The sequence below is a fragment of the Pseudomonas sp. R2-7-07 genome, assembly GCF_003852355.1.
Taxonomy (GTDB): domain Bacteria; phylum Pseudomonadota; class Gammaproteobacteria; order Pseudomonadales; family Pseudomonadaceae; genus Aquipseudomonas.
The window spans coordinates 2,149,154-2,169,329 of the sequence record NZ_CP027759.1 but is presented as its reverse complement, the minus strand read 5'-3'; the positions used below and the strand labels follow the sequence as shown (position 1 = coordinate 2,169,329).

Sequence of the window (20,176 nt, the reverse complement as noted above, 5' to 3'; positions counted from 1 at the left end):
TGAATTGCCACCATGGCAATTTCGCTTCGATCTCCCACGCCATACTGTTTACTCTGGATACAACCGTTATCGTTAACGTTTTTCGCGAGCACCCTCGCCCCTGCCCGAGACGTGTATGACCGCCATTCACATCAAATTCCCCGCCCTGACGCTCAAGGCCGGCACGCGCGCCTTCGCCCGTATTCGCGAGCAAGGCCTTGCGCCTGCTGACGTGGGCATCCTTCCCGGCGCGGCCGGCGGCCCCAAGGCCCTGGGCATTCAGGGCCTTGACCTGGCGCTGTTCGGCGACTGGCTGGCGCGTGCGCCTCGGGAGCGCGCGCTGATCGGTGCGTCCATCGGTTCCTGGCGATTTGCCAGCGCTTGCCTGCCCGACCCGGTGCAAGGCCTGCTCGACCTGGGCCGCCTGTATAACGAACAGCGTTTTGCCAAAGGCGTGACCATGACCGCAGTCAGCCAGAGCTGCGAGCGTATGCTCGACGACCTGCTGGCCGGCCGCGATGCACAGGTGCTGGACAACCCCGACTACCGCCTGAACATCATGGTGGTGAAAAGCCACGGCTTGCTCGCCGATGACCACCGAGGCCGGCTGGGCCTGGGCCTGTCCTCGGTGATCGCCGATAACCTGCGCGGCCGCGCACGGTTGTCGCGGCATTTCGAACGCCTGATCGTCCACGACCCCCGCCAGGCGCCCCCGGTGCACCCGCTGAAGGATTTTCCGTCGCGCTTCCTTGCACTGGAAATGGGCAACCTGCGCCAGGCGCTGCTGGCGTCCGGCTCGATTCCCATGGTGATGCAGGGCGTACGCGACCTGCCCGGTGCGGGCGCCGGAACCTACCGCGACGGCGGCTTGTTGGACTACCACCTCGACCTGCCCTACTGCGGCGACGATATCGTGTTGTACCCGCACTTTACCGACCGGGTCATTCCCGGCTGGTTCGACAAAGGCCTGCCCTGGCGGCGCAGCAATCCACAGGGTTTGCAGGATGTCTTGCTGCTGGCACCGTCCAGGGACTACCTGGCCCGTCTGCCTCACGGCAAATTGCCGGACCGTAGCGACTTCAAGCGCTTCATGGGCGACGACAAAAGTCGCAACAAATACTGGCAGACGGCAATGAGCGAGAGTCGGCGGTTGGGCGATGAGTTTCTGCAGCTGGCGGACAACGGTGGACTGGGCGAGCGTTTGCAAGCACTTTGACCCAGCGGTATGCGCGGCGACGGGTCAAGCTGTTAAACTCGCCGCCTGCCAGATACCTGACCGAGCTGAAAATACCGTGGAAATCTTCAAAGAGTTTACGTTCGAATCCGCCCACCGCCTGCCCCACGTCCCCGACGGCCATAAATGCGGACGCCTGCACGGGCATTCGTTCAAGGTGGCGATCCACTTGAGCGGCGACCTGGATCCCCATACCGGCTGGATTCGCGACTTCTCGGAAATCAAGGCGATTTTCAAGCCGCTCTACGAGCGTCTCGACCACAACTACCTCAACGACATCCCCGGCCTGGAAAACCCCACCAGCGAAGTGCTGGCCAAGTGGATCTGGACTGAATTGAAACCCTTGCTGCCGGAACTCAGCGCGATTCGCATCCATGAGACGTGCACCAGCGGATGTATCTATCGCGGCGAGTAAGTCCTGGACTGTTGAAAAAACCACCTGCGGGTGGTTTTTTTATGCCTGCCGTCAACTGATCCAATTTGTATCACGGCTGCACCGCTTTCGCGCTTGATGGGGCAGCACTTCCCCTTGCGCCGACGACTTCCCTGCGTTTGGCTATAACTACCGGGCGCCCCAGGGCGCATGCACCCGCGCCGCCGTTTTGGCACGCACGGTGCAACAGGCCTGCGTCATTATCCAGGGAGCAAGGCACATGACCCAGCAAGAATCCGGTAACGATTACCCGCTCAGCGAAGTGCCCCTGCATGCGCGCAAGGGCCTGGCCTCCACGGCCATGGTGCTGCTGGGGTTCACGTTTTTTACGGCGACCATGTTTGCCGGCGGCAAGTTGGGGGTGGCGTTCAGCTTTACCGACATGCTCGGCGTTGTGGCCCTGGGTAACCTGCTGCTGGGTATCTACGCCGCGGGCCTGGGCTACATCGCCTTCAGGAGCGGTTTGAACTCGGTATTGATGGGGCGTTTCTGCTTTGGTGAAATCGGCAGCAAGCTCAGTGACCTGATCCTCGGTTTCACCCAGATTGGCTGGTATGCCTGGGGCACCGCCACGGCCGCCGTGGTACTGGGCAAGTATTTCGAGCTGAGCCAGGGCAGCGTGCTGGCATTGATGGTGGTGTTTGGCCTGGTGTTCTGTGCCACGGCATACGTGGGGTATCGAGGGCTGGAAATCCTGTCTTACATCGCGGTGCCCGCCATGGGCATTTTGCTGGTGCTGTCGATGTGGGTCGCGACTGTAAAGGTTGGCGGGCTGGACGGCCTGCTGGCGGTGGTGCCGACCGCCGAGCTGGACCTGTCCACGGCGATCACCCTGGTGTTCGGCACCTTTGTCAGCGGCGCGACCCAGGCCACCAACTGGACGCGGTTTTCTCGCTCGGCCAAGGTCGCGGTACTGGCCAGCCTGATCGGCTTTTTTATCGGCAACGGCCTGATGGTATTGATCGGAGCCTACGGCGCCATCGTCTATCAGCAGCCAGACGTTGTGGAAGTCTTGCTGCTGCAGGGTTTCGCCATGGCGGCGATGGCCATGCTGCTGCTCAATATCTGGAGCACTCAGGACAACACCATCTACAACTTCGCCGTCGCCGGCTGCAACCTGCTGCGCACCCGGCGGCGCAAAACCGTGACCCTGGCCGGTGCAGTGATCGGCACCCTGCTCGCCTTGCTGGGCATGTACGACATGCTCGTGCCGTACCTGATTCTGTTGGGCACGGTGATCCCGCCGATTGGCGGCGTGATCATGGCAGACTTCTTCTACCGTTATCGCGGCCAATACCCACGCCTGGCGGATGCCCGCCTGCCCGCGTTCAATTGGCCCGGGCTGGCGGCGTACGCGGTGGGCACGCTGTTGGCGTTCAACTCACCCTGGGTTGCACCGCTGGTGGGGATCGCTGCCGCGTCACTCACCTACATGCTGCTCATCGCTTTACTGCGCGTGCGCGAACCTCTGGCCGACGCCCCGGCATGAGCCTGAGCACTGCCAATGGTAACCTGATGGCCGCCTGATTGAATTTAGCCAAGAGGAACTTGCCCATGCACATCATCAATGCCCGCCTGCGCAACCGTGAAGGCCTGCATGATCTGCACCTGGAACATGGCCGGATCGCCAGCATCACTGCACAAACAAGCATTCCGACCTTAATGACCGGCGACCTGGATGCCGCCGGCAATCTGGTGATCCCGCCCTTCGTCGAACCGCACATTCACCTGGACGCCACCCTTACCGCCGGCGAACCACGCTGGAACATGAGCGGCACCCTGTTCGAAGGCATCGAATGCTGGGGGGAACGCAAAGCCACCATCACGGAGGAAGACACCAAAACCCGCGCCAAAAAAACCATCCAGGCCCTCGCCGCCCACGGTATCCAGCATGTGCGCACCCACGTCGACGTGACCGACCCGGACCTCACCGCGCTCAAAGCCATGCTGCAAGTGCGCGAAGAAAGCTCGCACCTGATCGACCTGCAAATCGTTGCCTTTCCCCAGGAAGGCATCGAGTCATTCCGCAATGGCCGTGAACTGATGGAAGAAGCCATTCGCCTGGGCGCCGACGTCATCGGCGGCATCCCCCACTTCGAGTACACCCGCGATCAAGGGGTGAGTTCGGTGAAGTTCCTCATGGACCTCGCCGAACGCACCGGCTGCCTGGTGGATGTCCACTGCGACGAAACCGACGACCCGCACTCACGCTTTCTCGAAGTGCTGGCCGAGGAAGCACGCAGCCGCGACATGGGTGCTCGCGTCACCGCCAGCCACACCACCGCCATGGGCTCCTACGACAACGCCTACTGCGCCAAACTGTTTCGCCTGCTGGGCCACTCCGGCATCAGCTTCGTCTCCTGCCCCACCGAAAGTATTCACTTGCAAGGCCGCTTTGACAGCTTCCCCAAACGCCGGGGCGTCACACGCGTCAACGAACTGCTCGAGGCCGGCATGAACGTGTGTTTCGGCCAGGACTCCATCGTCGACCCCTGGTACCCGTTGGGCAACGGCAACATCCTGCGCGTATTGGAAGCCGGTTTGCACATCTGCCATATGCTCGGCTACCGCAACCTGCAGAACGCCCTGGACCTGGTCACCGACAACAGCGCCAAGGCCATGGCCCTCGGCGATCGGTACGGCCTGGAACGCGGTCGACCGGCCAACCTGCTGGTGCTCTCGGCAGACAGTGACTATGAGGTGATTCGCAGCCAGGGCCTGCCGTTGTATTCGATCCGCAACGGCAAGGTGCTGATGAAACGTCAGCCGGCGCAGGTGGAGTTTGTGTAATGCACTGAGCTAGACGATCGCGTCGATGTCCAGTATTTGCGCTTTTCCCCGGTCGCTGTGGAGGGCTGACGGAACACTGGCCACCTGGGACAAGGCGCGGTTTTCCCGGTGAGTGAACCAGCGTTTGAGACCCAGTTGCAGATTGGCACTGTGGGCATGGCTACCGTACACATCGCGCGCATCGAGGCGGCGCCAGCGCAGGCTGGCCAGGCGCTCGCGGCTGGTGTGCAAGCGGTCGATCTCGGCGTTCAAGGCGTCGTTGTGCTCATGGCTACGGTCATTGGCCGGGCGCAATCGGGCAAGCTCGCGGCGTTTGGTCCTCAACTGCTCGCGCATGTCTTCGAGGGCGCGATCCAGCAGCTCGAATTCCCGCGCGGTCACCAGAGGGCCCTGACTCTCCAGGGTTTGCTGCCAGCGCCGCAATGTCGCCCAGGCTGCGGGAATGTAGCTGGCGGTCATGAAGTGCTGGTTGGCCTGGAACAGTTGCCGCAACAGGTTGTCGCGGTCGGGCATGTCGCCGTGTAACTGCAGCGCTCGATTACAACCAGCTTCCTGGATCGACTCACAGCCAGGTTTCCACAACACCGAAGCGTGCGTGCCATCGGCAAGTCTAATCGGCATGAAGTGCTGCTGTTCACCGTGGTGCTGGTAGGCACTCCCACCGACGCGTACCAGGCCAGCGGCAAACAACAAGCCGCCGGCGGTGGGGGCACTGAATAAGGTGACGGCGCCTGGCACCCAGAGTTTGGCAGTGGTGTTCATCCACGGCGCCGGCACACTGGGGACGGGATCATTGTGGTTGACGATGCGGTGATGGACCAGGGCGCGGGCGCCTGCGGTGAATTCGGAATCGGCGGCGCGGGGCGCACCGTAGGTGTAGAGCAGGATGTTGTAGTCGGCGTCCGGGATGCGGCGCAGCCCTTCAGCGAGTAGCAAGGCAATCGCGCCGCCGAGGCTGTGGCCGCAGATAACCACGCGTTGATCAATGTGATATCGCGAAAGGTACTCCAGAACAAAATGATACAGGGCCTTAAATCCTTGGTAAAAACCTCGATGAGCTTTGCCTGCACCTTCGACGAAAGGGACTTGATGAGCATCTGCATCCCGCAAAGCATCTGCGCCACTGGCCGTACCACGCACAGCTATAAGTACAACCTCGTCGTGATGACAGATGAAAGCTTGAGTGTCAGTGCCGAATTCAACGTCGTTAAAAAAATGTATGCGCTCCGGATGCTCGCCCTGCAAGTGATTGCGCTCATACAAGTCAGGATCAAAAGGCAAAATCTCAAAGCGACGAGAGTAGGCGACGTCTTCATACAATGGATAAAACCGCTGCACTTGTTCTGAGTCGAACTTCCAAGCCTCCCGGTAACACGACAACTGCTCTACAAACACGTTTCCTATACTTGGGTTCAGCGGAAAACTGACCGTATCCCCACCTCCCGTTGGAGGATCCTGGCCAAATTCGCAGTAACTCAATGTGGCCATAAGCGCCAGCTGGTAAAGGTTCAATGCACAAAACTGATCATCCGTGGAAATGATCGGCCGTAGCGCTCGTAGAGGACGTATCTCCAATGCCGTAAATTGGTTCGGCAATAGCGCCAACCCCTTGAATAAGGATTCCGGAGGACCGAACCCCAGGTCCGCCATCAGCCCGAGCGTATTGTGCATGGGACGGCGAGCTTCAGACGACGGCGGAGGTAAGTGGGCTTTGTAGCGAACCAGATCGCTTACCTCCACCTGATGAAAACGATCTGCTTTTTGCCGTGCCGGGTTATTTTCGACACGCTGACCATCCTTGTTCTGAAAACATGTTTGCTCTGCGCGTACTTGAAGCTCCGTAATGGGTAACGCGTAATTAGGCCGCGACATAAGCCGGCGGTAAGGCGCTTCTCCTCCAGAATAAGGCTCGTCCATCAAAAGGATTACCGGGCCACAATAAATACCCTCTAGCTTGGCAAACCCGCTCCCATCCAAACGCCCTTTATATTGCTGCCCTGCACTGTCCAGGAGAGTGTAAGGCAGGCCGCCATAGGCCTTGCCGTTCCCCGTTTCATCTACCAGGCAAAAGGACAACCAATCGCCGTGCAACGGGCAGGCAGGCATCTTGTCGATAAAAAACTGTTGCTTCCATGCATTCTGTTTCATGAGGTTTCTCCATTATTAATTACACGTTGGATAAACGTTGCATAGGCGGCCATCTGGCATTTTGAAAGCCTTGAAGTCGACTACATTCCCGCGACAAAACGCGAGTAGGTCCTCCTCGCTTTCGCCCCTGCAGCGCTTCCAGCCACCGGCAACCTTTACCCAGTTATCAGCCACAGCCGGTTCTTCTTCCTCTGTAAATGCCAACACCATTCTTAACGTCTTCCCGGACAGTCCGTCACGGTGCACATGCCCGCCAGGCCGGGCCCTCTTGAGTTTTCCAGCAGCATCCAGTGATTTGCACCAAAGGATTTTGAGAATGGCGTGCTTTGGGCCAGCGGTACGAAACAACCACTGGCATCGCCCAGGAAGCTCCTGGACTCCGGTATCAGGCATCAAAGGCATTCCAGGTTCCCAGCTATCGTGGAAATAGATGACGGCATAATCCCTTCCGATGTCCGACCAACGCTGCCCCCAGCTGGCATTAATAGCGAAAACGAGGCGGCGCAATACTAAAGGGCAGCCATTTACTTGCTCCGTGAATGGCACTTCAAAACTGACCCTGTTGGCGACGGGTTTGCTGGCAGCCTTGAATATTTTGAGCTCAGGACGCCTGCCATTTCTTCTAGGCAGTTTGCAGACTTCGCCTGATGCGGGTGCATATGAAGCGTCCCCTACCACGGCAAACCCCGCCGGCAAATCCACCTCCAGCGTAAAGCTATCCGTCGCCTTCCCCGCACACCCCGTAAGCCACATCATTCCAACAGCCAGCAATGCACGTCCCATCCACCTACTCATCCTTGAGCCCCTCCTTGCGCCATTGCTCCAGCACTCGCTCAAAATGCTGTGTCGGTGCCTCCCCCTCCAACGGCTGCCACCGAATGACACTGCCCCGAGTCGCCTCTTCCAACCGGCCCACCACCAGAAACTCAAGTTGCTCAGGCGAACGCCATTGCCAGCTTCGGGCCTGCTCCAATACTTGGGCCAGCCAGATCCTGGGGTCGTGAAACTCCACCAGAGCAGCCAGGTCTTCACTGTGCTCGGCCAGCAGGTAGCGCAGGATATTGGCCTGCAGAATGGTCGCGGCCTGAGGGTTGGGCGCCTGCAACCAGGGCGCGGGATCGGGGACCGCATACTCGCCCGGCGCGGGATTGTCGTGGCTGCACCAGCGGCCCTCATGCCAGTAGCACACGCTGGTCAGCGGGCCCAGGTAGATGGGCCATTGCTCTGCCGGCAGATATGCAAGGGCACGGGCCAGGGTGCGGTTGTCGTGGAAACGGTACAGGGCCTTTTTGCCTTCTGGCCCGACCAGCAGTCGCTCACGCCAATGTCGGATCACAACGGCCAGATCATCGCTGGGTAAACTGCCCAGCCACCCCCGGTTTGCCTCCGGGTTTTGCAGATGATTGGCCAGCGCAGGCTCCCTTACCTGTTCCACCATCAGGATCACGGGGCCCTTGCTCGCCAGTTCCGCTACTGCTGTTTCTCCATAGAGCGGGCAATACTGCGAGGGGTCGCGAGCCGCCATCAGCGACTGGCAGTTCTCATTATTTGCTTCGAGCATGAGGCATAAATGACGCCCCGCCTGTTGCTGCTGCGCCATCCATTGATAAGGCACGTCTTGCATCATGCGGCCCTCCCGGCGAAATCGCATTGGCCTTCGCGACAACGCTCGCAGATCGGGCAAAAATCCGCGTCCAGTTGGCGGGCCATGTCCATGATGAGGCCCTGCACAACAGAAACCTCGGGAGCGCCCGCAACAGAGGAAGGGCTGGCCGACCGTGCAGCGGATGGCGCCCCACCGACAGTGATTGGCCGGCTGCTGAAAATCCCGCCGGCCTGAATCTGCAAATGCTCGCCGCCGGCCTTGAAACTCAACTGCGCGCCTGCATCGATGACAAGGCTGGCACCCGCCTTCAGGTGAATCTGTTGACCGGCTTCGATCACCATCACCTGTGTCACCTGGGTGTGGCTGTCGCCTTGCACGGCCAGATGGTCGTTTGCCGTCAGCGCAACACTGCGGTCTCCCGTGATGTGGCGCTGCTCTCCGCTCTCAAGACGCACCGTGCTCAAGCCTCGGATGATTTCACTGCGCTCGCCGAACACTTCCAAACGGCTGTCATGGCCCACCTGCTGTTCCAGGTCACGCTGGGCTCGCAGGTAGATCAGCTCTTCGCCACGGCGGTCTTCAAGATGCAGCTCATTGCTGCCCGCGCCCCCGGGGACACTGCGACTGCGCAACACGCTGCGGGTCTTGTGCTGCGGCAAGGAATAAGCCGGCATGTGCGATGCATTGGGCAGGCAACCGTTGATCAATGGCTGGTCCGGGTCGCCCTCCAGGAAGGTTACCAACACCTCCATGCCCACCCGTGGAATCATCATGGCGCCAAACCCGGCACCGGCCCACCCGGAGGCAACCCTTACCCAACAACTGCTCTTGTCATCCGTCTGGTCCAGGCGATCCCAATGAAACCGCACCTTCACTCGACCATAGGCATCGCAGTGCACCTCTTCATCCGCAGGCCCTGTAACAGTCGCCGTCTGGCTGCCGTTGATGGACGGCTTGGGATGTTTGAGCTGGGGTCGATGCACCGCACGCCAGGGGGTCGCAATGAAGCGGTTGCGATACCCGACGAAGGTGTCCGTATCGGCTACCGCTTCCTCCAGCACCTGTGGCTGATAGCCTTCGTGACGCACCGAGGTGAGCAACCACAGGTCGTTGCAGACCGAATCCGGATGGCCTTGCAACTCAAGAAAATGGCCACTGCGCAACAGGGGCTGGTCGCTCTTGCCTGACGCACAATGGCGGTCGGATTGATGTCGCTCCAGGCTGCGACGCGCCAGTTGCGCCCCCCGTGCATGGCCGGTGAAACCGGCTGGGTAACGGTAGTCTTCAAGCGCTGCGTCCGGTACACCGCCGGCGGTATCCTGCAACCGCAGCGACGGGTGTTCGAAGTCATGGTCACGGCGCACCGTTCGTCGGCTGCGGGTTTGCAGGCGTACATCGAAGCGGTGAATACCTTTCGTTGCGGCCAGCGGATCGATCGTCGAGCAGTATCGCTGCATCGGCAGGCGCTGAAATACGGTTTGATCATCCCCAAACACCAGCAGATGAGCGTCGACACTATGGCGGAAGTGGTAATGGATACCCTCCTCCTCGCACAGGCGCTGAATGAAGTGCAGATCCGTTTCCGCATACTGCACGCAAAAGAGCCGAGGCGGATAAACCACCGGGCCGAGCTCGAAGGCGTAGGCATCTGCCAGGATGCCGTGCTGTTCAAGAACGCTGGCAATCATCTGCGGCACGCTACGCTGCTGGAAAACCCGCTGGTCACGGCGATGGGCAAGGCAGGCCAGGCGGGGCGCGAGCGTAAGGTGATAACGGGTGAGCCGGGCACCCGGAGCATCGCGGCCGATGGTATAGACCAACCCGTGCAGGCCTTGCGCCGTTTCGCCCAGGTACAGATAGACCGGCTGATGAAGCAACGCCTCCAGATCCAGGTCAGGGCTTTCGCTGACGAATAGCACCTGGATGAAATACGGTTGATCAAGACACTCATTGCCGTTGAAGGCGAGTACCTGCAAGTGGGCAGTGACGCCTTGAATCATTAATTTGAAACGTGACGAAACAAACGCGTCAACCATCCGTTGTTACCCGCCAATCAATAACCCGCTGATTAAAAGCTCTCCTCGTGACTGCCGAATACCGGCCGAGAAAAAGCGCCTGAACGCCCTGAAGCTTAGCGATCTCAGGGAAAATTCGGCCCTTGGAAAATAAAAAAGAAGTTTCGTACGACGAGGTTGGAAGTGTCTTTTACAAAATAAGAAATTCGTTTAATAAACAAATTATCAACAATAAGAAAATTCCTACTTCGACACTTCCAAATAGAACTATCTATTAAGGAAATAGCTGACCCACATCACCATGGCAATTGCTTACGCCAATGAATGCGCGGTCCCGAAAAGACTGACGCTCGACAACGTTTCAGCTTCAACCCGCAGACGTACTGGCGCCGTGCCGCCCGGCATCACCACCGCCACTTCCCCGGCGCCGACCCAACCTGCTCGCCATGCCGCACAGGCCACTGCGCTGGCGCTGGTACCCGAAGACGCAGTAGGCCCTTCGCCGCGCTCGAACACCCGCGCGATTACCTGATTACCCGACGCGCGCGCGGCCCATTGCAAATTGACCCCCGCGACACAGGGACGACCGCTGCCCACAGGCGGAGCGAAGGCGATCGCTTGCAATCGCTCAAACAGTGCCAATTGATGCATGGCGAGATAGGTGGGCAATGCCGCCATCTGCTCGACAAGTGTTACGCAATGGGGATTGCCCACCCGCACGAACTGGCTTCTATCCCATTGCGGGTCTATCGCCGCCAACGCGGCCACGTGACTGAACTCACCCTGCTGCGCCACACCGCTATCCACTCCCGCACCGGCTGCCGATGGGCCGAAACCCGGTTGCCCCAGGTCCAGCCAAAAGCCCTCGACCTGCTGGTACACCGCAGGCTCCACCCGCGTGACCACCGGTGAAACTGCATCCGCTTTATCGTGATGCACCCGCAACTCGCAGCCTTCTGACATAACGCCTTGGTCGGTCAATGCCTGGGCAAAGATGGTTAACCCGTTGCCACTGCGCTCGGCGAGGCTACCGTCAGTATTGACGATCAATAGATCGAAAGGTGGCGCAGCCTGAAACGGCCCAACCAGCAACCCGTCGCAGCGATGAGCCTTGGCACCGGGCGCCGGCGACACCGCTCCCCACCCGCATTCGGCAGCGATGGCCGATGCGCTCCATGCCTGGCGCGCACTCGCGGCGAGGTCGGCGCCGTCGGGCAGGTCAACACCCCGGCGACGTAAATAATCGGGGCTGACTACTCCATAGATATTGCCGCGCGCGTCATAGAACCGAGTCACGCTGTTAGCTGCTTGAAAAAAGTCATCGGTCTGTTCGTCGGTAGCCTGAAAGAGAGAGCAACAGCGTATTACAGAACGCCCACTTCTACACACGCGACACCTTCAGGTTGGAAATACCGTCACGGGCCGCTCGCTAATCCCAAGGGAACCCGGCTCGCCCGACGAAGCCTGATGTGCAAGGATGTCACGCCGGACATCGTTCGTTGAACGCAACACCAAGGATTATTCATGACTGCCATCCCCACTTCCGCCCCCGTGGTTCCCGGGCGGCTGGAGCAAATGTCGACCCGTATCGCTTTTTTCATCGCCGGCTTCGGCATCGCGGCCTGGGCACCGCTGGTGCCGTACGCCAAGGCGCGCGCGCAACTCAACGAAGGCACGCTGGGCCTGTTGCTATTGTGCCTGGGGGTAGGATCGATCCTCGCCATGCCCGTGGCCGGGGTGTTGGCGTCACGCTTTGGCTGCCGGCGCGTGTTGACCGCCGGCACGGTCTTGATTTGCCTGGCGTTGCCGATGCTGGCCACCGTCAGTTCGATTCCGCTGCTGATGGCGGGGTTGTTCCTGTTTGGCGCAGGGCTGGGCACGGTGGATTCGACGGTCAACCTGCAAGCGGTGATCGTTGAACGCGCCAGCGGGAAAACCATGATGTCGGGCTTCCACGGGTTGTTCAGCCTGGGTGGGATCGTCGGTGCGGCGGGGGTCTCCGGCTTGCTGGGGCTGGGCTTGTCGCCGCTGCAGGCAACCCTGGTGGTGATCGTCATCATGGCAGTGGCACTGCTCAAGGCCAGGCCGCATCTGCTCCCCTATGGCAGTGAAAGCTCAGGGCCGGCGTTTGCCATTCCTCATGGCGTGGTGCTGTTTATCGGCTGCTTGTGTTTCATCGTTTTCCTGGCCGAAGGCGCAGTACTGGACTGGAGCGCGGTGTTCCTCAGTGCCGAACGCGGCCTGGACGAAGCTTATGCAGGCCTCGGCTACGCGGCATTCGCCCTGACCATGACCGCCGGGCGCTTGACCGGTGACGTGATTGTGCGGCGCCTGGGCGCTACCTGGGTGATCGTGGCCGGTGGCACGTTGGCAGCGGCCGGTGTGTTCCTGGCCACGCTGTCCCCCGCCTGGGAAATGGCGCTGCTTGGGTATGCGCTGGTGGGCGCCGGCTGCTCCAATATCGTCCCGGTGCTTTATACCGCCGTGGGCAAACAGAAGGTGATGCCGGAACATATTGCCGTGCCCGCCATCACCACGCTGGGCTATGCGGGCATATTGGCCGGGCCGGCAGTGATCGGGTTCATTGCCCATGCCAGCAGCGTGGCAACCGCGTTCCTGCTGATCGGTGGGTTGCTGGCAGCGGTGGCGATCAGCGGCAGGATAGTGCGTGTATAAACGCTCGCCGGTATGAGCGGCCTGATTTGCCACCCCGCTCATACCTGCGACGCCTTCAGTTACCCTTTTCTTTCTTATCGTTTTCCAACCATCGATCGATGCTGTAGTTCTTCAGCCAGCCATCAATGTTGTGGCTCCCAAAAATGTTGGTGCCGTTCGCTTTGTTGCTGTCCAGGGAGTCGAGCAATCCTGGTCGCTCAACAATGTTCTTGGCGACGTATACCTGCTGCTCGCTGTATTTTTTCTTGGGGAACCCAGTCGCCGGATCCCGTACGACATTACCGTTCTTGTCGGTCTCGTCAGGATCTTTGCTCATTTCGATCAGTGTGTCTGTCTTGACGTATCGGTGCTTCTCGAAAAAGAAGGTGTAGTCTTCGGATTTATCCCGCAGTTGATCAAACATGCCCCTGAACGCTTGCACGACTTGTGCATTGGTTTTCGAATGGAATGGATCCACACTTTGGGTATTGGGGTTGGTGTTGCCAACGACCAGGTCAGATGCATTGGCCAGGCTTTCAGGCGTGATTTTACCGCCATCGACTAGAATCGCCTCGTTGAGCCTGGGGCGATTGAGTATCTCCCTGGCCAACATGATGGTGCGTTCAGAGACGCTGCTTTTGTGCACGTCTTCAGCGGCAATTTGTTGCAGTCCGCTCTGGGTCAGATGGCCATCTTTCTTGAACTTATCCAGCATGGAAAAGTTGTTATTCAGATCTGTCGCCAGCAGGCGGTCGTCCGAACTGATATAGGGATTTCCCACATTTGACATTCCGCCATACAACCCTTGGCCGTCAAAATGCCGGCTGGCGCCATTGACCATCAAGCTGTCGGGGGCAAAACTCGAGGTCGTTCCGAGCGGTTGCTGGGTTCCCAACGCCTTGTCCACGACGCTGAGCCGCGCGTAACCACCACCGGCTGGAGCAGGCGCCTGATTCGCACCGGCAGTCCAATTCTGCAGATGCGGTAATCCAGAGCCTGAAGTATTTATCCCGTTAGTCATGTTGATTCCCACCTTATTTAGATTGCATTACTTGGACCTCGAGTGCTCCGTCTTCAAAAGCGCTGTGACGGTCAGCGCGAGGCAAGTATCGAATATGTGGCAACCTAAAAATAATGGTTCCGGCAAGCCGCCAGCCTGCTCCCGGTAAACCTTGAACATTTGTGACCAGCCAGCGACGTCAGTGGGTTGACTGTCATTGACGGCGTGACAATTTGCTCCACAGCGCTTCGAGCAATGACACTGCTGACCGAGGCGCCGGCCCCTCCCCTACGGCTCGCGAGCCCCTATCGAAGTCTTCAGTCGTAGGCGCCTTGAAACTGAACTTGGGTGACGACGTGAGATTGAGCCCCTTTGCTTGAGATGAGCCCAGGCCGTGTAGCGTAGTTGCCGGAGCGGGCAGGTTTGCAACAGCGTACTGGGAGTGAGATTGGCGAGGTTCAAATGATGTCGAATTCATAGGCCATTACCTGTTCCAGTAAACGAAGGCATCCATGGGTCACACCAATGGATGCTTTCTTCGTGGTAAATACTTGCAAATGGTTCCAGCATCACTACGGAGCGATTTCCTGGCCAAGTGTTTACCAACCGATGCGACGCATTGGGCCAGGTATTAGCGCAAGAGCCGATACAGGTCGTCTCGGGTGATCTTGCCATCGCGCAGGAACCCGAAGACGTTATCCATCGAGCCCTTCAACTCCGAACGCGCCATGACTTCTCGCGATAGCTGGGTAATGCTGTCGGTGGGTCCATGACCATAAAGCGGACGCGACGCAAACTTTGCGAAGGTGTTGACGTCGATGGCGTTTCTATCGGCGCTCCACCACGGCCCTTTCAACGCGTTGAAGTTATTCAAGACATTCTGGGCAAGTTGCCTGTCGTCCTGAAGCTTGAGTGGGTTCGACGAAAGAATGAATTTGCTGATGTCTTGTTTAGACAGGGATTTGTCCAGGGCCCCCGTCCCATCATTTCGATCGAGGGCCTGCATCAGGCCCGGGCGCTTGAGCAATTCCCTGGCAAGCCTGATGTTCTCGTCCACCTTCGAAAACCCGGTCAAGGGTCGACCTGCCATATTATTTATATGCTCAGGCGTGACGGTCGGTGCGTACCAGGGTTTGAACTTGTCGTATTTATTCAATAGCCCCTGGGCCAACAGCTCGTTGCTCTGTTTTCCGTAAAGAGGATCCGGCAGTGTGGGGTTGGGACGTGGGGGCGGGCCTGGATTGAAGCCTGGTTTGCGCGACTGCGCTGCGCTGTCGAAAACCGGGCCGGACTGACTCGCCGACTGCTCGAAACTCGGGCCCGCCGCGCCCGCAGCCTTGGCCACCGCGCTGGGTTGTGCGTCTGCGCGAGTCTGCGCCAGGTTGTCAGTTGATGAGGCGAACGCTTGATTGGATGCGGATACCGACATGGGGTACTCCAGTGCTGAGTTAGGGCGATACCTTGCTGCCGCAGCCTTGCCAACGATGGATGAATCGTGGCGCAGGTCTGCACCAGCAGGCCTTTGCTGTGTGGCAGAGCGATGGCAATAGGTTCCTCGACGTGCTGAAAACATCCAACTAGGGGTAGGAAGGAGGTCTTGCGTAACGAAGAGCGAACCGGGAAATTTCCCTGCCCACGGCAACGCAAATCGCCTTATGTCCACGACATCCATCCCCGGGCACGTCAACGCTCGTAGGTTCACTTGAGGATAAAGACGCGTCTACTGTCAGAAATTACAGTTGCATTGGTCCGCGACCCTTTCAAATGCACAGCGGCGTGCTGAACTTCCATCACCGCGCATCAGTCAGCACAAAAGACTCTCATTAAACAGCGGGTGGGCGATGCAGATTTCCTTGCAGCAACAAGTGGCCCTGGTCACCGGTGCCAGCTCCGGCATCGGCGCCGGTGCGGCCAAGGCGTTGGCCGAAGCCGGCGCGGCCGTCGTACTTAACTACAACTCCCAGGCGGCACCGGCCGAAGCCCTCGCCGCGCAGATCAACTCCAACGGCGGCCGGGCGATTGCCATCGGTGGCGATGTGTCGAAAGAAGCCGACGTCGAACGCCTGTTCGCCCACACCCTCGATGCCTTCGGCCACCTGGATATCCTCGTGGCCAACTCCGGCCTGCAAAAAGACGCCAACCTGGTCGACATGAGCCTCGACGACTGGAACACCGTGATCGGCGTCAACCTCACCGGCCAATTTCTCTGCGCACGCGCCGCCGTGCGTATTTTTAACCGGCAAGGCGTGCGCGCTGGGGTGTCCCGCGCGGCCGGCAAGATCATTCATATGAGCTCGGTGCACCAATTGATTCCCTGGGCCGGGCATGCGAATTACGCGGCGTCCAAGGGCGGCGTGGAGATGCTGATGCGCACCCTCGCCCAGGAAGTCAGCGAGCAGCGCATTCGAATCAACGGGATTGCGCCGGGCGCGATTCGCACCGCAATCAACCGTGCGGCCACCGAAGGCGCAGCCGAAAAAGAGCTGCTCAAGTTGATTCCCTATGGCCGGGTCGGCGATGTGGAGGACGTAGCGAACGCGGTGGTGTGGCTGGCCAGCGACGCGTCCGATTACGTGGTCGGCAGCACGCTGTTCATCGATGGCGGCATGAGCCTTTATCCGGAGTTTCGTGGCAATGGTTGATTTGAAGAACGAGCCACAAAGCCCCATCGGTGCCCACGGCATCATTGGCGACATGCGCAGCGCCGCGCTGGTGAATGACCAGGGCAGCATCGACTTTTTCTGCTGGCCGGAATTCGACAGCCCGTCGATTTTCTGTGCGTTGCTCGACACACCCGACGCCGGCACCTTCCAGCTCACCCCGGACCTGCCCAATGCGCGCCGCGAGCAGATCTACCTGCCCGACACCAATGTGCTGCAGACCCGTTGGCTGAGCGATGCGGCGGTGGTGGAAGTCACCGATTTGCTGGCCGTCAGTGAAGAGGTCGACGACCTGCCGCTATTGATCCGCCGCGTGCGGGTGGTCAGCGGCACCGCCACATTCCACCTGCGCTGCGCCGTGCGCCATGACTATGCCCGCGCCCACACGCACGCCGCAGCCTGCGACACTGGCATAGTGTTCAGCGCTGACGGCCAGCCTGGCCTGCGCCTGACCGGCAGCCACGCGCTGACGCTGGACGAGAATGTGGCGGTGGCCCGCTTCAGCCTGGCCCAGGACGAAAGCGCCGAATTCGTCCTCGGCGGCCAGGACGATCCACGCGTGACGAATGCCTGCACCGACCTCTACCTGCAACGCACCTTGAAGTTCTGGCGTGGTTGGATCAGCCAATCGAACTACCGTGGGCGCTGGCGCGAAATGGTCAACCGTTCGGCCTTGGCGCTGAAGCTGCTGACCTCGCGCAAACAGGGCGCAATCATCGCCGCCGCTACCTTCGGCCTGCCGGAAAGCCCTGGCGGCGAGCGCAACTGGGACTACCGCTACACCTGGATCCGCGACGCCTCCTTTACCGTTTACGCCTTCATGCGCCTGGGCTTCATCGAGGAAGCCAATGCCTATATGCGCTGGCTCAGAGGCCGGGTCAGCGACTGCTGCGGCCAGACCACCAAGATCAACATCCTGTACGGCATTGATGGCCGCCAGGAACTGCCGGAAACCACACTGGACCACTTGCGTGGTCATGGTGGCGCCCAGCCGGTGCGCGTGGGCAATGAAGCGTTCGACCAGATCCAGCTGGATATCTACGGCGAACTGATGGACGCGGTGTACCTGGTCAATAAATACGGCGAAGCGATTTCCCACCAAGGTTGGAAACACACCGTGGAAGTGGTCGACCAGGTCTGCGAAATCTGGAACCGGAAAGACGTCGGCATCTGGGAAATGCGCGGCGAGCAGCACCACTTCCTGCACTCGCGCCTGATGTGCTGGGTGGCCCTGGACCGTGCGATCCGCCTGGCCTCCAAGCGTTCACTACCGGCGCCGTTCGCGCGTTGGGACCAGACGCGCCAGGCCATCTATGCCGACATCTGGAGCAACTTCTGGAACGAGGAACGTGGGCATTTCGTGCAGCACATCGACAGCACTGCCCTTGACGGCTCGATGCTGTTGATGCCGCTGGTGCGCTTCGTTGCCGCGACTGATCCACGCTGGCTGTCGACACTGGAGGCGATCGAGAAAAGCCTGGTACGCGACGGCATGGTCTACCGTTACCGCAATGACGACAGCCAGATCGATGGGCTGCAAGGCACCGAAGGCGCGTTTACCGCGTGTTCGTTCTGGTACGTCGAATGCCTGGCCCGCGCCGGGCAAGTGGAAAAGGCTCACCTGGAGTTCGAACAGTTGCTGCGCTACGCCAACCCGCTGGGGTTGTACGCCGAAGAGTTCGACAGCCAGGCCCGGCACCTGGGCAACACACCCCAGGCCTTGAGCCATTTGGCGTTGATCAGTGCGGCGACGTTTCTGGACCGTAAGCTCAGTGGAGAGAAAACCGTATGGCAACCCTGAGGCCACCTGCCCCGCTGCTGTACGTGCGCACGCCCATGCTCGATGTGGCTTACGAAACCCACGGCCCTGTGGATGGCGAGCCCGTCATCCTGCTCCATGGCTTTCCCTACGACCCGCGCAGCTACGACGAAATCGCGCCAGTACTGGCGCAGCGTGGCTACCGGGTGCTGGTGCCGTACCTGCGCGGCTATGGGCCTACGCGTTTTATCAACGATCAAGTCATGCGTTCCGGTCAGCAGGCAGCGCTGGCCAAGGACTTGCTGGATTTCATGGATGCGCTGGCCATTCCCTGCGCCACGCTGGCCGGTTATGACTGGGGTGGGCGCGCCGCGTGTATCGTCGCGGCGCTGTGGCCGGAACGGGTGCGGGGTCTGGTGACCGCAGAGGGCTACAACATCCAGGACATCGCCAAGTCGTCCAAGCCACGGGCGCCCGCGACAGAACATCGGTTGTGGTACCAGTATTACTTTCACACCCAGCGCGGCGTGGATGGCTTGACCGCCAACCGCCGCGAACTGTGCCAGCTGTTGTGGGCGTTATGGTCACCGTCGTGGGCGCGCGGGCCGAGCCTGTATGGGCACACCGCGCCATCGTTCGATAACCCGGATTTCGTCGCGGTGGTGATCCACTCCTACCGCCACCGCTTCGGGTATGCGCCGGGGGACCCTGGGCTGGAATTCATCGAGCAGGCATTGGCGCTGCAACCGCCGATTTCGGTGCCGAGCATTTCCCTGTGCGGTGCCGATGACGGCGTGGGGCCGCCACCGGAAGAGGACGATGACGTCGAGCATTTCCGCAGTTTTTATCGACGCCAGGTGTTGCCCGGCGTGGGTCACAATATTCCCCAGGAAGCGCCCGAGGCCACCCTGGCAGCACTGCTGGAATTGCTACACCGGTGAAAACCGCTCGCGATAGGCCTGCGGCGTTACCGACAAGGCCCGCAGGAAACTGCGTCGCAAGGTCTCTTCACAGCCAAACCCGCAGTGCACGGCGATGCGTTTGATCGCAATGCTGCTGTCCACCAATTGCTGGCGTGCGCTTTCGACCCGAATCAGCTCCACGGCCCGCGCCGGGGTCTGGCCGGTTTCGGCTCGGTAGTGGCGCACAAAGCTGCGCTCGCTCATCCCAGCCTGGGCGGCCAGGGTGGAAATACTCAGGTCCAACGTCAGGTTGTCGGCGATCCAGGCGTGTAACTCGGCAAAGCGGCTGTCGCTTTTTTGCAGGGACAAGGTCACGCTGAATTGCGATTGCCCGCCGGGACGCTTGAGAAACACCACCAATTGGCGCGCTACGTCCAGGGCGACGGCGCGGCCCAGGTCCTCCTCCACCAAGGCCAGGCACAGGTCGATACCGGCAGTCACGCCGGCCGAGGTCCACAGCGCGCCTTGCTGGATAAAAATCGGATTGGCCTCCACCGTCAGCGCCGGAAACTTGCGCGCCAGTTCCTCACAGCGCGTCCAGTGTGTAGCCACGCGGCATCCGTCGAGCAGGCCACTGGCGGCCAGCAGAAAAGCACCAGTGCAGACCGAGGCCATGCGCCGGGTGTGCCGGGATTTCTCGCGTACCCAGTGCACCAGCGCCGGGTCTTCGGCGGCACCGTAGACGCCCCAGCCACCGGCGATCACCAAGGTGTCACATGGCTGATCGACGGCGGGCAGCGGCTCGGCCATCAGCGCCAGGCCTGCCGAGGTCATCACCGGTTTGGCCTGGTCAGCGATCACATTCACCGCATAGGGCGCAGGCAAACCGCGCTGGCGAGCCAGGTCGTTGGCCGAGGCGAACACCTGCAGAGGCCCGGTGACGTCGAGCACCTGGGCATTATCAAAAGCGAGCACATGAATGAGTCGGGGCATGA

Annotated in this window: 16 protein-coding genes; 8 read left to right on the top strand and 8 right to left on the bottom strand. The window is 60.2% G+C overall.

All coding sequences use genetic code 11. From position 1 onward, the window contains the following. Positions 1 to 115 precede the first annotated feature (115 nt). From C4J86_RS10000 to codA, 4 genes are all read left to right on the top strand, one after another. On the top strand, positions 116 to 1,195 hold the full coding sequence (locus tag C4J86_RS10000; RefSeq protein WP_124370263.1) for a patatin-like phospholipase family protein: 1,080 nt from the start codon (positions 116 to 118) through the stop codon (positions 1,193 to 1,195). A 76-nt stretch (positions 1,196 to 1,271) separates the two neighbouring features. Further along, a complete protein-coding gene (gene queD, locus C4J86_RS09995) occupies positions 1,272 to 1,628 on the top strand; it encodes a 6-carboxytetrahydropterin synthase QueD (protein ID WP_017736453.1) in 357 nt (118 codons plus the stop codon). Between the two features lie 238 nt (positions 1,629 to 1,866). Continuing rightward, complete coding sequence (gene codB / locus C4J86_RS09990) at positions 1,867 to 3,135, top strand: cytosine permease (protein ID WP_124370262.1); 1,269 nt, start codon at positions 1,867 to 1,869, stop codon at positions 3,133 to 3,135. 65 nt (positions 3,136 to 3,200) lie between these two features. Further along, positions 3,201 to 4,436, top strand: a complete 1,236-nt coding sequence (codA, locus tag C4J86_RS09985; RefSeq protein WP_124370261.1) for a cytosine deaminase — start codon at positions 3,201 to 3,203, stop codon at positions 4,434 to 4,436. A 9-nt stretch (positions 4,437 to 4,445) separates the two neighbouring features. Here codA and C4J86_RS09980 read toward each other — a convergent pair whose 3' ends face one another. From C4J86_RS09980 to C4J86_RS09960, 5 genes are all read right to left on the bottom strand, one after another. Then, the gene (locus C4J86_RS09980; RefSeq protein WP_124370260.1) at positions 4,446 to 6,584 is read right to left on the bottom strand and encodes a lipase family protein; all 2,139 of its coding nucleotides are present in this window, start codon (positions 6,582 to 6,584) and stop codon (positions 4,446 to 4,448) included. A gap of 15 nt (positions 6,585 to 6,599) precedes the next feature. Beyond that, the gene (locus C4J86_RS09975) at positions 6,600 to 7,379 is read right to left on the bottom strand and encodes a hypothetical protein (RefSeq protein ID WP_124370259.1); all 780 of its coding nucleotides are present in this window, start codon (positions 7,377 to 7,379) and stop codon (positions 6,600 to 6,602) included. Further along, a complete protein-coding gene (locus C4J86_RS09970) occupies positions 7,372 to 8,208 on the bottom strand; it encodes a DUF4123 domain-containing protein (protein WP_124372411.1) in 837 nt (278 codons plus the stop codon). Before C4J86_RS09970 ends, C4J86_RS09975 begins: the two co-directional genes overlap by 8 nt. After that, positions 8,208 to 10,226: a type VI secretion system tip protein TssI/VgrG gene (gene tssI, locus C4J86_RS09965; RefSeq protein WP_124370258.1), complete on the bottom strand. Its 2,019-nt coding sequence runs from the start codon at positions 10,224 to 10,226 to the stop codon at positions 8,208 to 8,210. The genes C4J86_RS09970 and tssI overlap by 1 nt, the downstream gene beginning before the upstream one ends. Before the next feature lie 291 nt (positions 10,227 to 10,517). After that, positions 10,518 to 11,501 (bottom strand): diaminopimelate epimerase, encoded by a 984-nt coding sequence (locus C4J86_RS09960; protein WP_124362095.1) that lies wholly within the window; start codon positions 11,499 to 11,501, stop codon positions 10,518 to 10,520. A gap of 228 nt (positions 11,502 to 11,729) precedes the next feature. On the opposite strand from C4J86_RS09960, the gene C4J86_RS09955 reads away from it, so the two are divergent. Further along, positions 11,730 to 12,881: an MFS transporter gene (locus C4J86_RS09955; RefSeq protein ID WP_124362094.1), complete on the top strand. Its 1,152-nt coding sequence runs from the start codon at positions 11,730 to 11,732 to the stop codon at positions 12,879 to 12,881. 55 nt (positions 12,882 to 12,936) lie between these two features. On the opposite strand, the gene C4J86_RS09950 is transcribed toward C4J86_RS09955, so the two are convergent. Both C4J86_RS09950 and C4J86_RS27045 read right to left on the bottom strand, forming a co-directional pair. Beyond that, positions 12,937 to 13,881, bottom strand: coding sequence for a hypothetical protein (locus C4J86_RS09950; RefSeq protein WP_256657462.1), 945 nt, complete (start codon positions 13,879 to 13,881; stop codon positions 12,937 to 12,939). 610 nt (positions 13,882 to 14,491) lie between these two features. Continuing rightward, positions 14,492 to 15,289: a hypothetical protein gene (locus C4J86_RS27045; protein ID WP_256681401.1), complete on the bottom strand. Its 798-nt coding sequence runs from the start codon at positions 15,287 to 15,289 to the stop codon at positions 14,492 to 14,494. A gap of 412 nt (positions 15,290 to 15,701) precedes the next feature. On the opposite strand from C4J86_RS27045, the gene C4J86_RS09935 reads away from it, so the two are divergent. Genes C4J86_RS09935 through C4J86_RS09925 form a run of 3 tightly spaced genes read left to right on the top strand, consistent with a single transcriptional unit; the run spans position 15,702 to position 19,220 of the window. Beyond that, positions 15,702 to 16,502: a glucose 1-dehydrogenase gene (locus C4J86_RS09935; protein ID WP_124370256.1), complete on the top strand. Its 801-nt coding sequence runs from the start codon at positions 15,702 to 15,704 to the stop codon at positions 16,500 to 16,502. Continuing rightward, positions 16,495 to 18,321: a glycoside hydrolase family 15 protein gene (locus C4J86_RS09930; protein WP_124370255.1), complete on the top strand. Its 1,827-nt coding sequence runs from the start codon at positions 16,495 to 16,497 to the stop codon at positions 18,319 to 18,321. The genes C4J86_RS09935 and C4J86_RS09930 overlap by 8 nt, the downstream gene beginning before the upstream one ends. Then, positions 18,309 to 19,220: an alpha/beta fold hydrolase gene (locus tag C4J86_RS09925; RefSeq protein WP_124370254.1), complete on the top strand. Its 912-nt coding sequence runs from the start codon at positions 18,309 to 18,311 to the stop codon at positions 19,218 to 19,220. The genes C4J86_RS09930 and C4J86_RS09925 overlap by 13 nt, the downstream gene beginning before the upstream one ends. Here C4J86_RS09925 and C4J86_RS09920 read toward each other — a convergent pair. Continuing rightward, positions 19,209 to 20,174: a GlxA family transcriptional regulator gene (locus C4J86_RS09920; RefSeq protein ID WP_124370253.1), complete on the bottom strand. Its 966-nt coding sequence runs from the start codon at positions 20,172 to 20,174 to the stop codon at positions 19,209 to 19,211. The two genes, C4J86_RS09925 and C4J86_RS09920, sit on opposite strands and share 12 nt — an antisense overlap. Between the last annotated feature and the right edge of the window lie 2 nt (positions 20,175 to 20,176).

Bases quoted from the DNA above. Each gene is read 5' to 3' on its own strand.
- C4J86_RS10000 (WP_124370263.1), top strand. From the start codon at position 116: ATGACCGCCATTCACATCAAATTCCCCGCCCTGACGCTCAAGGCCGGC.
- codB (WP_124370262.1), top strand. From the start codon at position 1,867: ATGACCCAGCAAGAATCCGGTAACGATTACCCGCTCAGCGAAGTGCCC.
- codA (WP_124370261.1), top strand. From the start codon at position 3,201: ATGCACATCATCAATGCCCGCCTGCGCAACCGTGAAGGCCTGCATGAT.
- C4J86_RS09980 (WP_124370260.1), bottom strand. From the start codon at position 6,584: ATGAAACAGAATGCATGGAAGCAACAGTTTTTTATCGACAAGATGCCT.
- C4J86_RS09975 (WP_124370259.1), bottom strand. From the start codon at position 7,379: ATGAGTAGGTGGATGGGACGTGCATTGCTGGCTGTTGGAATGATGTGG.
- C4J86_RS09970 (WP_124372411.1), bottom strand. From the start codon at position 8,208: ATGCAAGACGTGCCTTATCAATGGATGGCGCAGCAGCAACAGGCGGGG.
- tssI (WP_124370258.1), bottom strand. From the start codon at position 10,226: ATGGTTGACGCGTTTGTTTCGTCACGTTTCAAATTAATGATTCAAGGC.
- C4J86_RS09955 (WP_124362094.1), top strand. From the start codon at position 11,730: ATGACTGCCATCCCCACTTCCGCCCCCGTGGTTCCCGGGCGGCTGGAG.
- C4J86_RS09950 (WP_256657462.1), bottom strand. From the start codon at position 13,881: ATGACTAACGGGATAAATACTTCAGGCTCTGGATTACCGCATCTGCAG.
- C4J86_RS27045 (WP_256681401.1), bottom strand. From the start codon at position 15,289: ATGTCGGTATCCGCATCCAATCAAGCGTTCGCCTCATCAACTGACAAC.
- C4J86_RS09935 (WP_124370256.1), top strand. From the start codon at position 15,702: ATGCAGATTTCCTTGCAGCAACAAGTGGCCCTGGTCACCGGTGCCAGC.
- C4J86_RS09930 (WP_124370255.1), top strand. From the start codon at position 16,495: ATGGTTGATTTGAAGAACGAGCCACAAAGCCCCATCGGTGCCCACGGC.
- C4J86_RS09925 (WP_124370254.1), top strand. From the start codon at position 18,309: ATGGCAACCCTGAGGCCACCTGCCCCGCTGCTGTACGTGCGCACGCCC.
- C4J86_RS09920 (WP_124370253.1), bottom strand. From the start codon at position 20,174: ATGCCCCGACTCATTCATGTGCTCGCTTTTGATAATGCCCAGGTGCTC.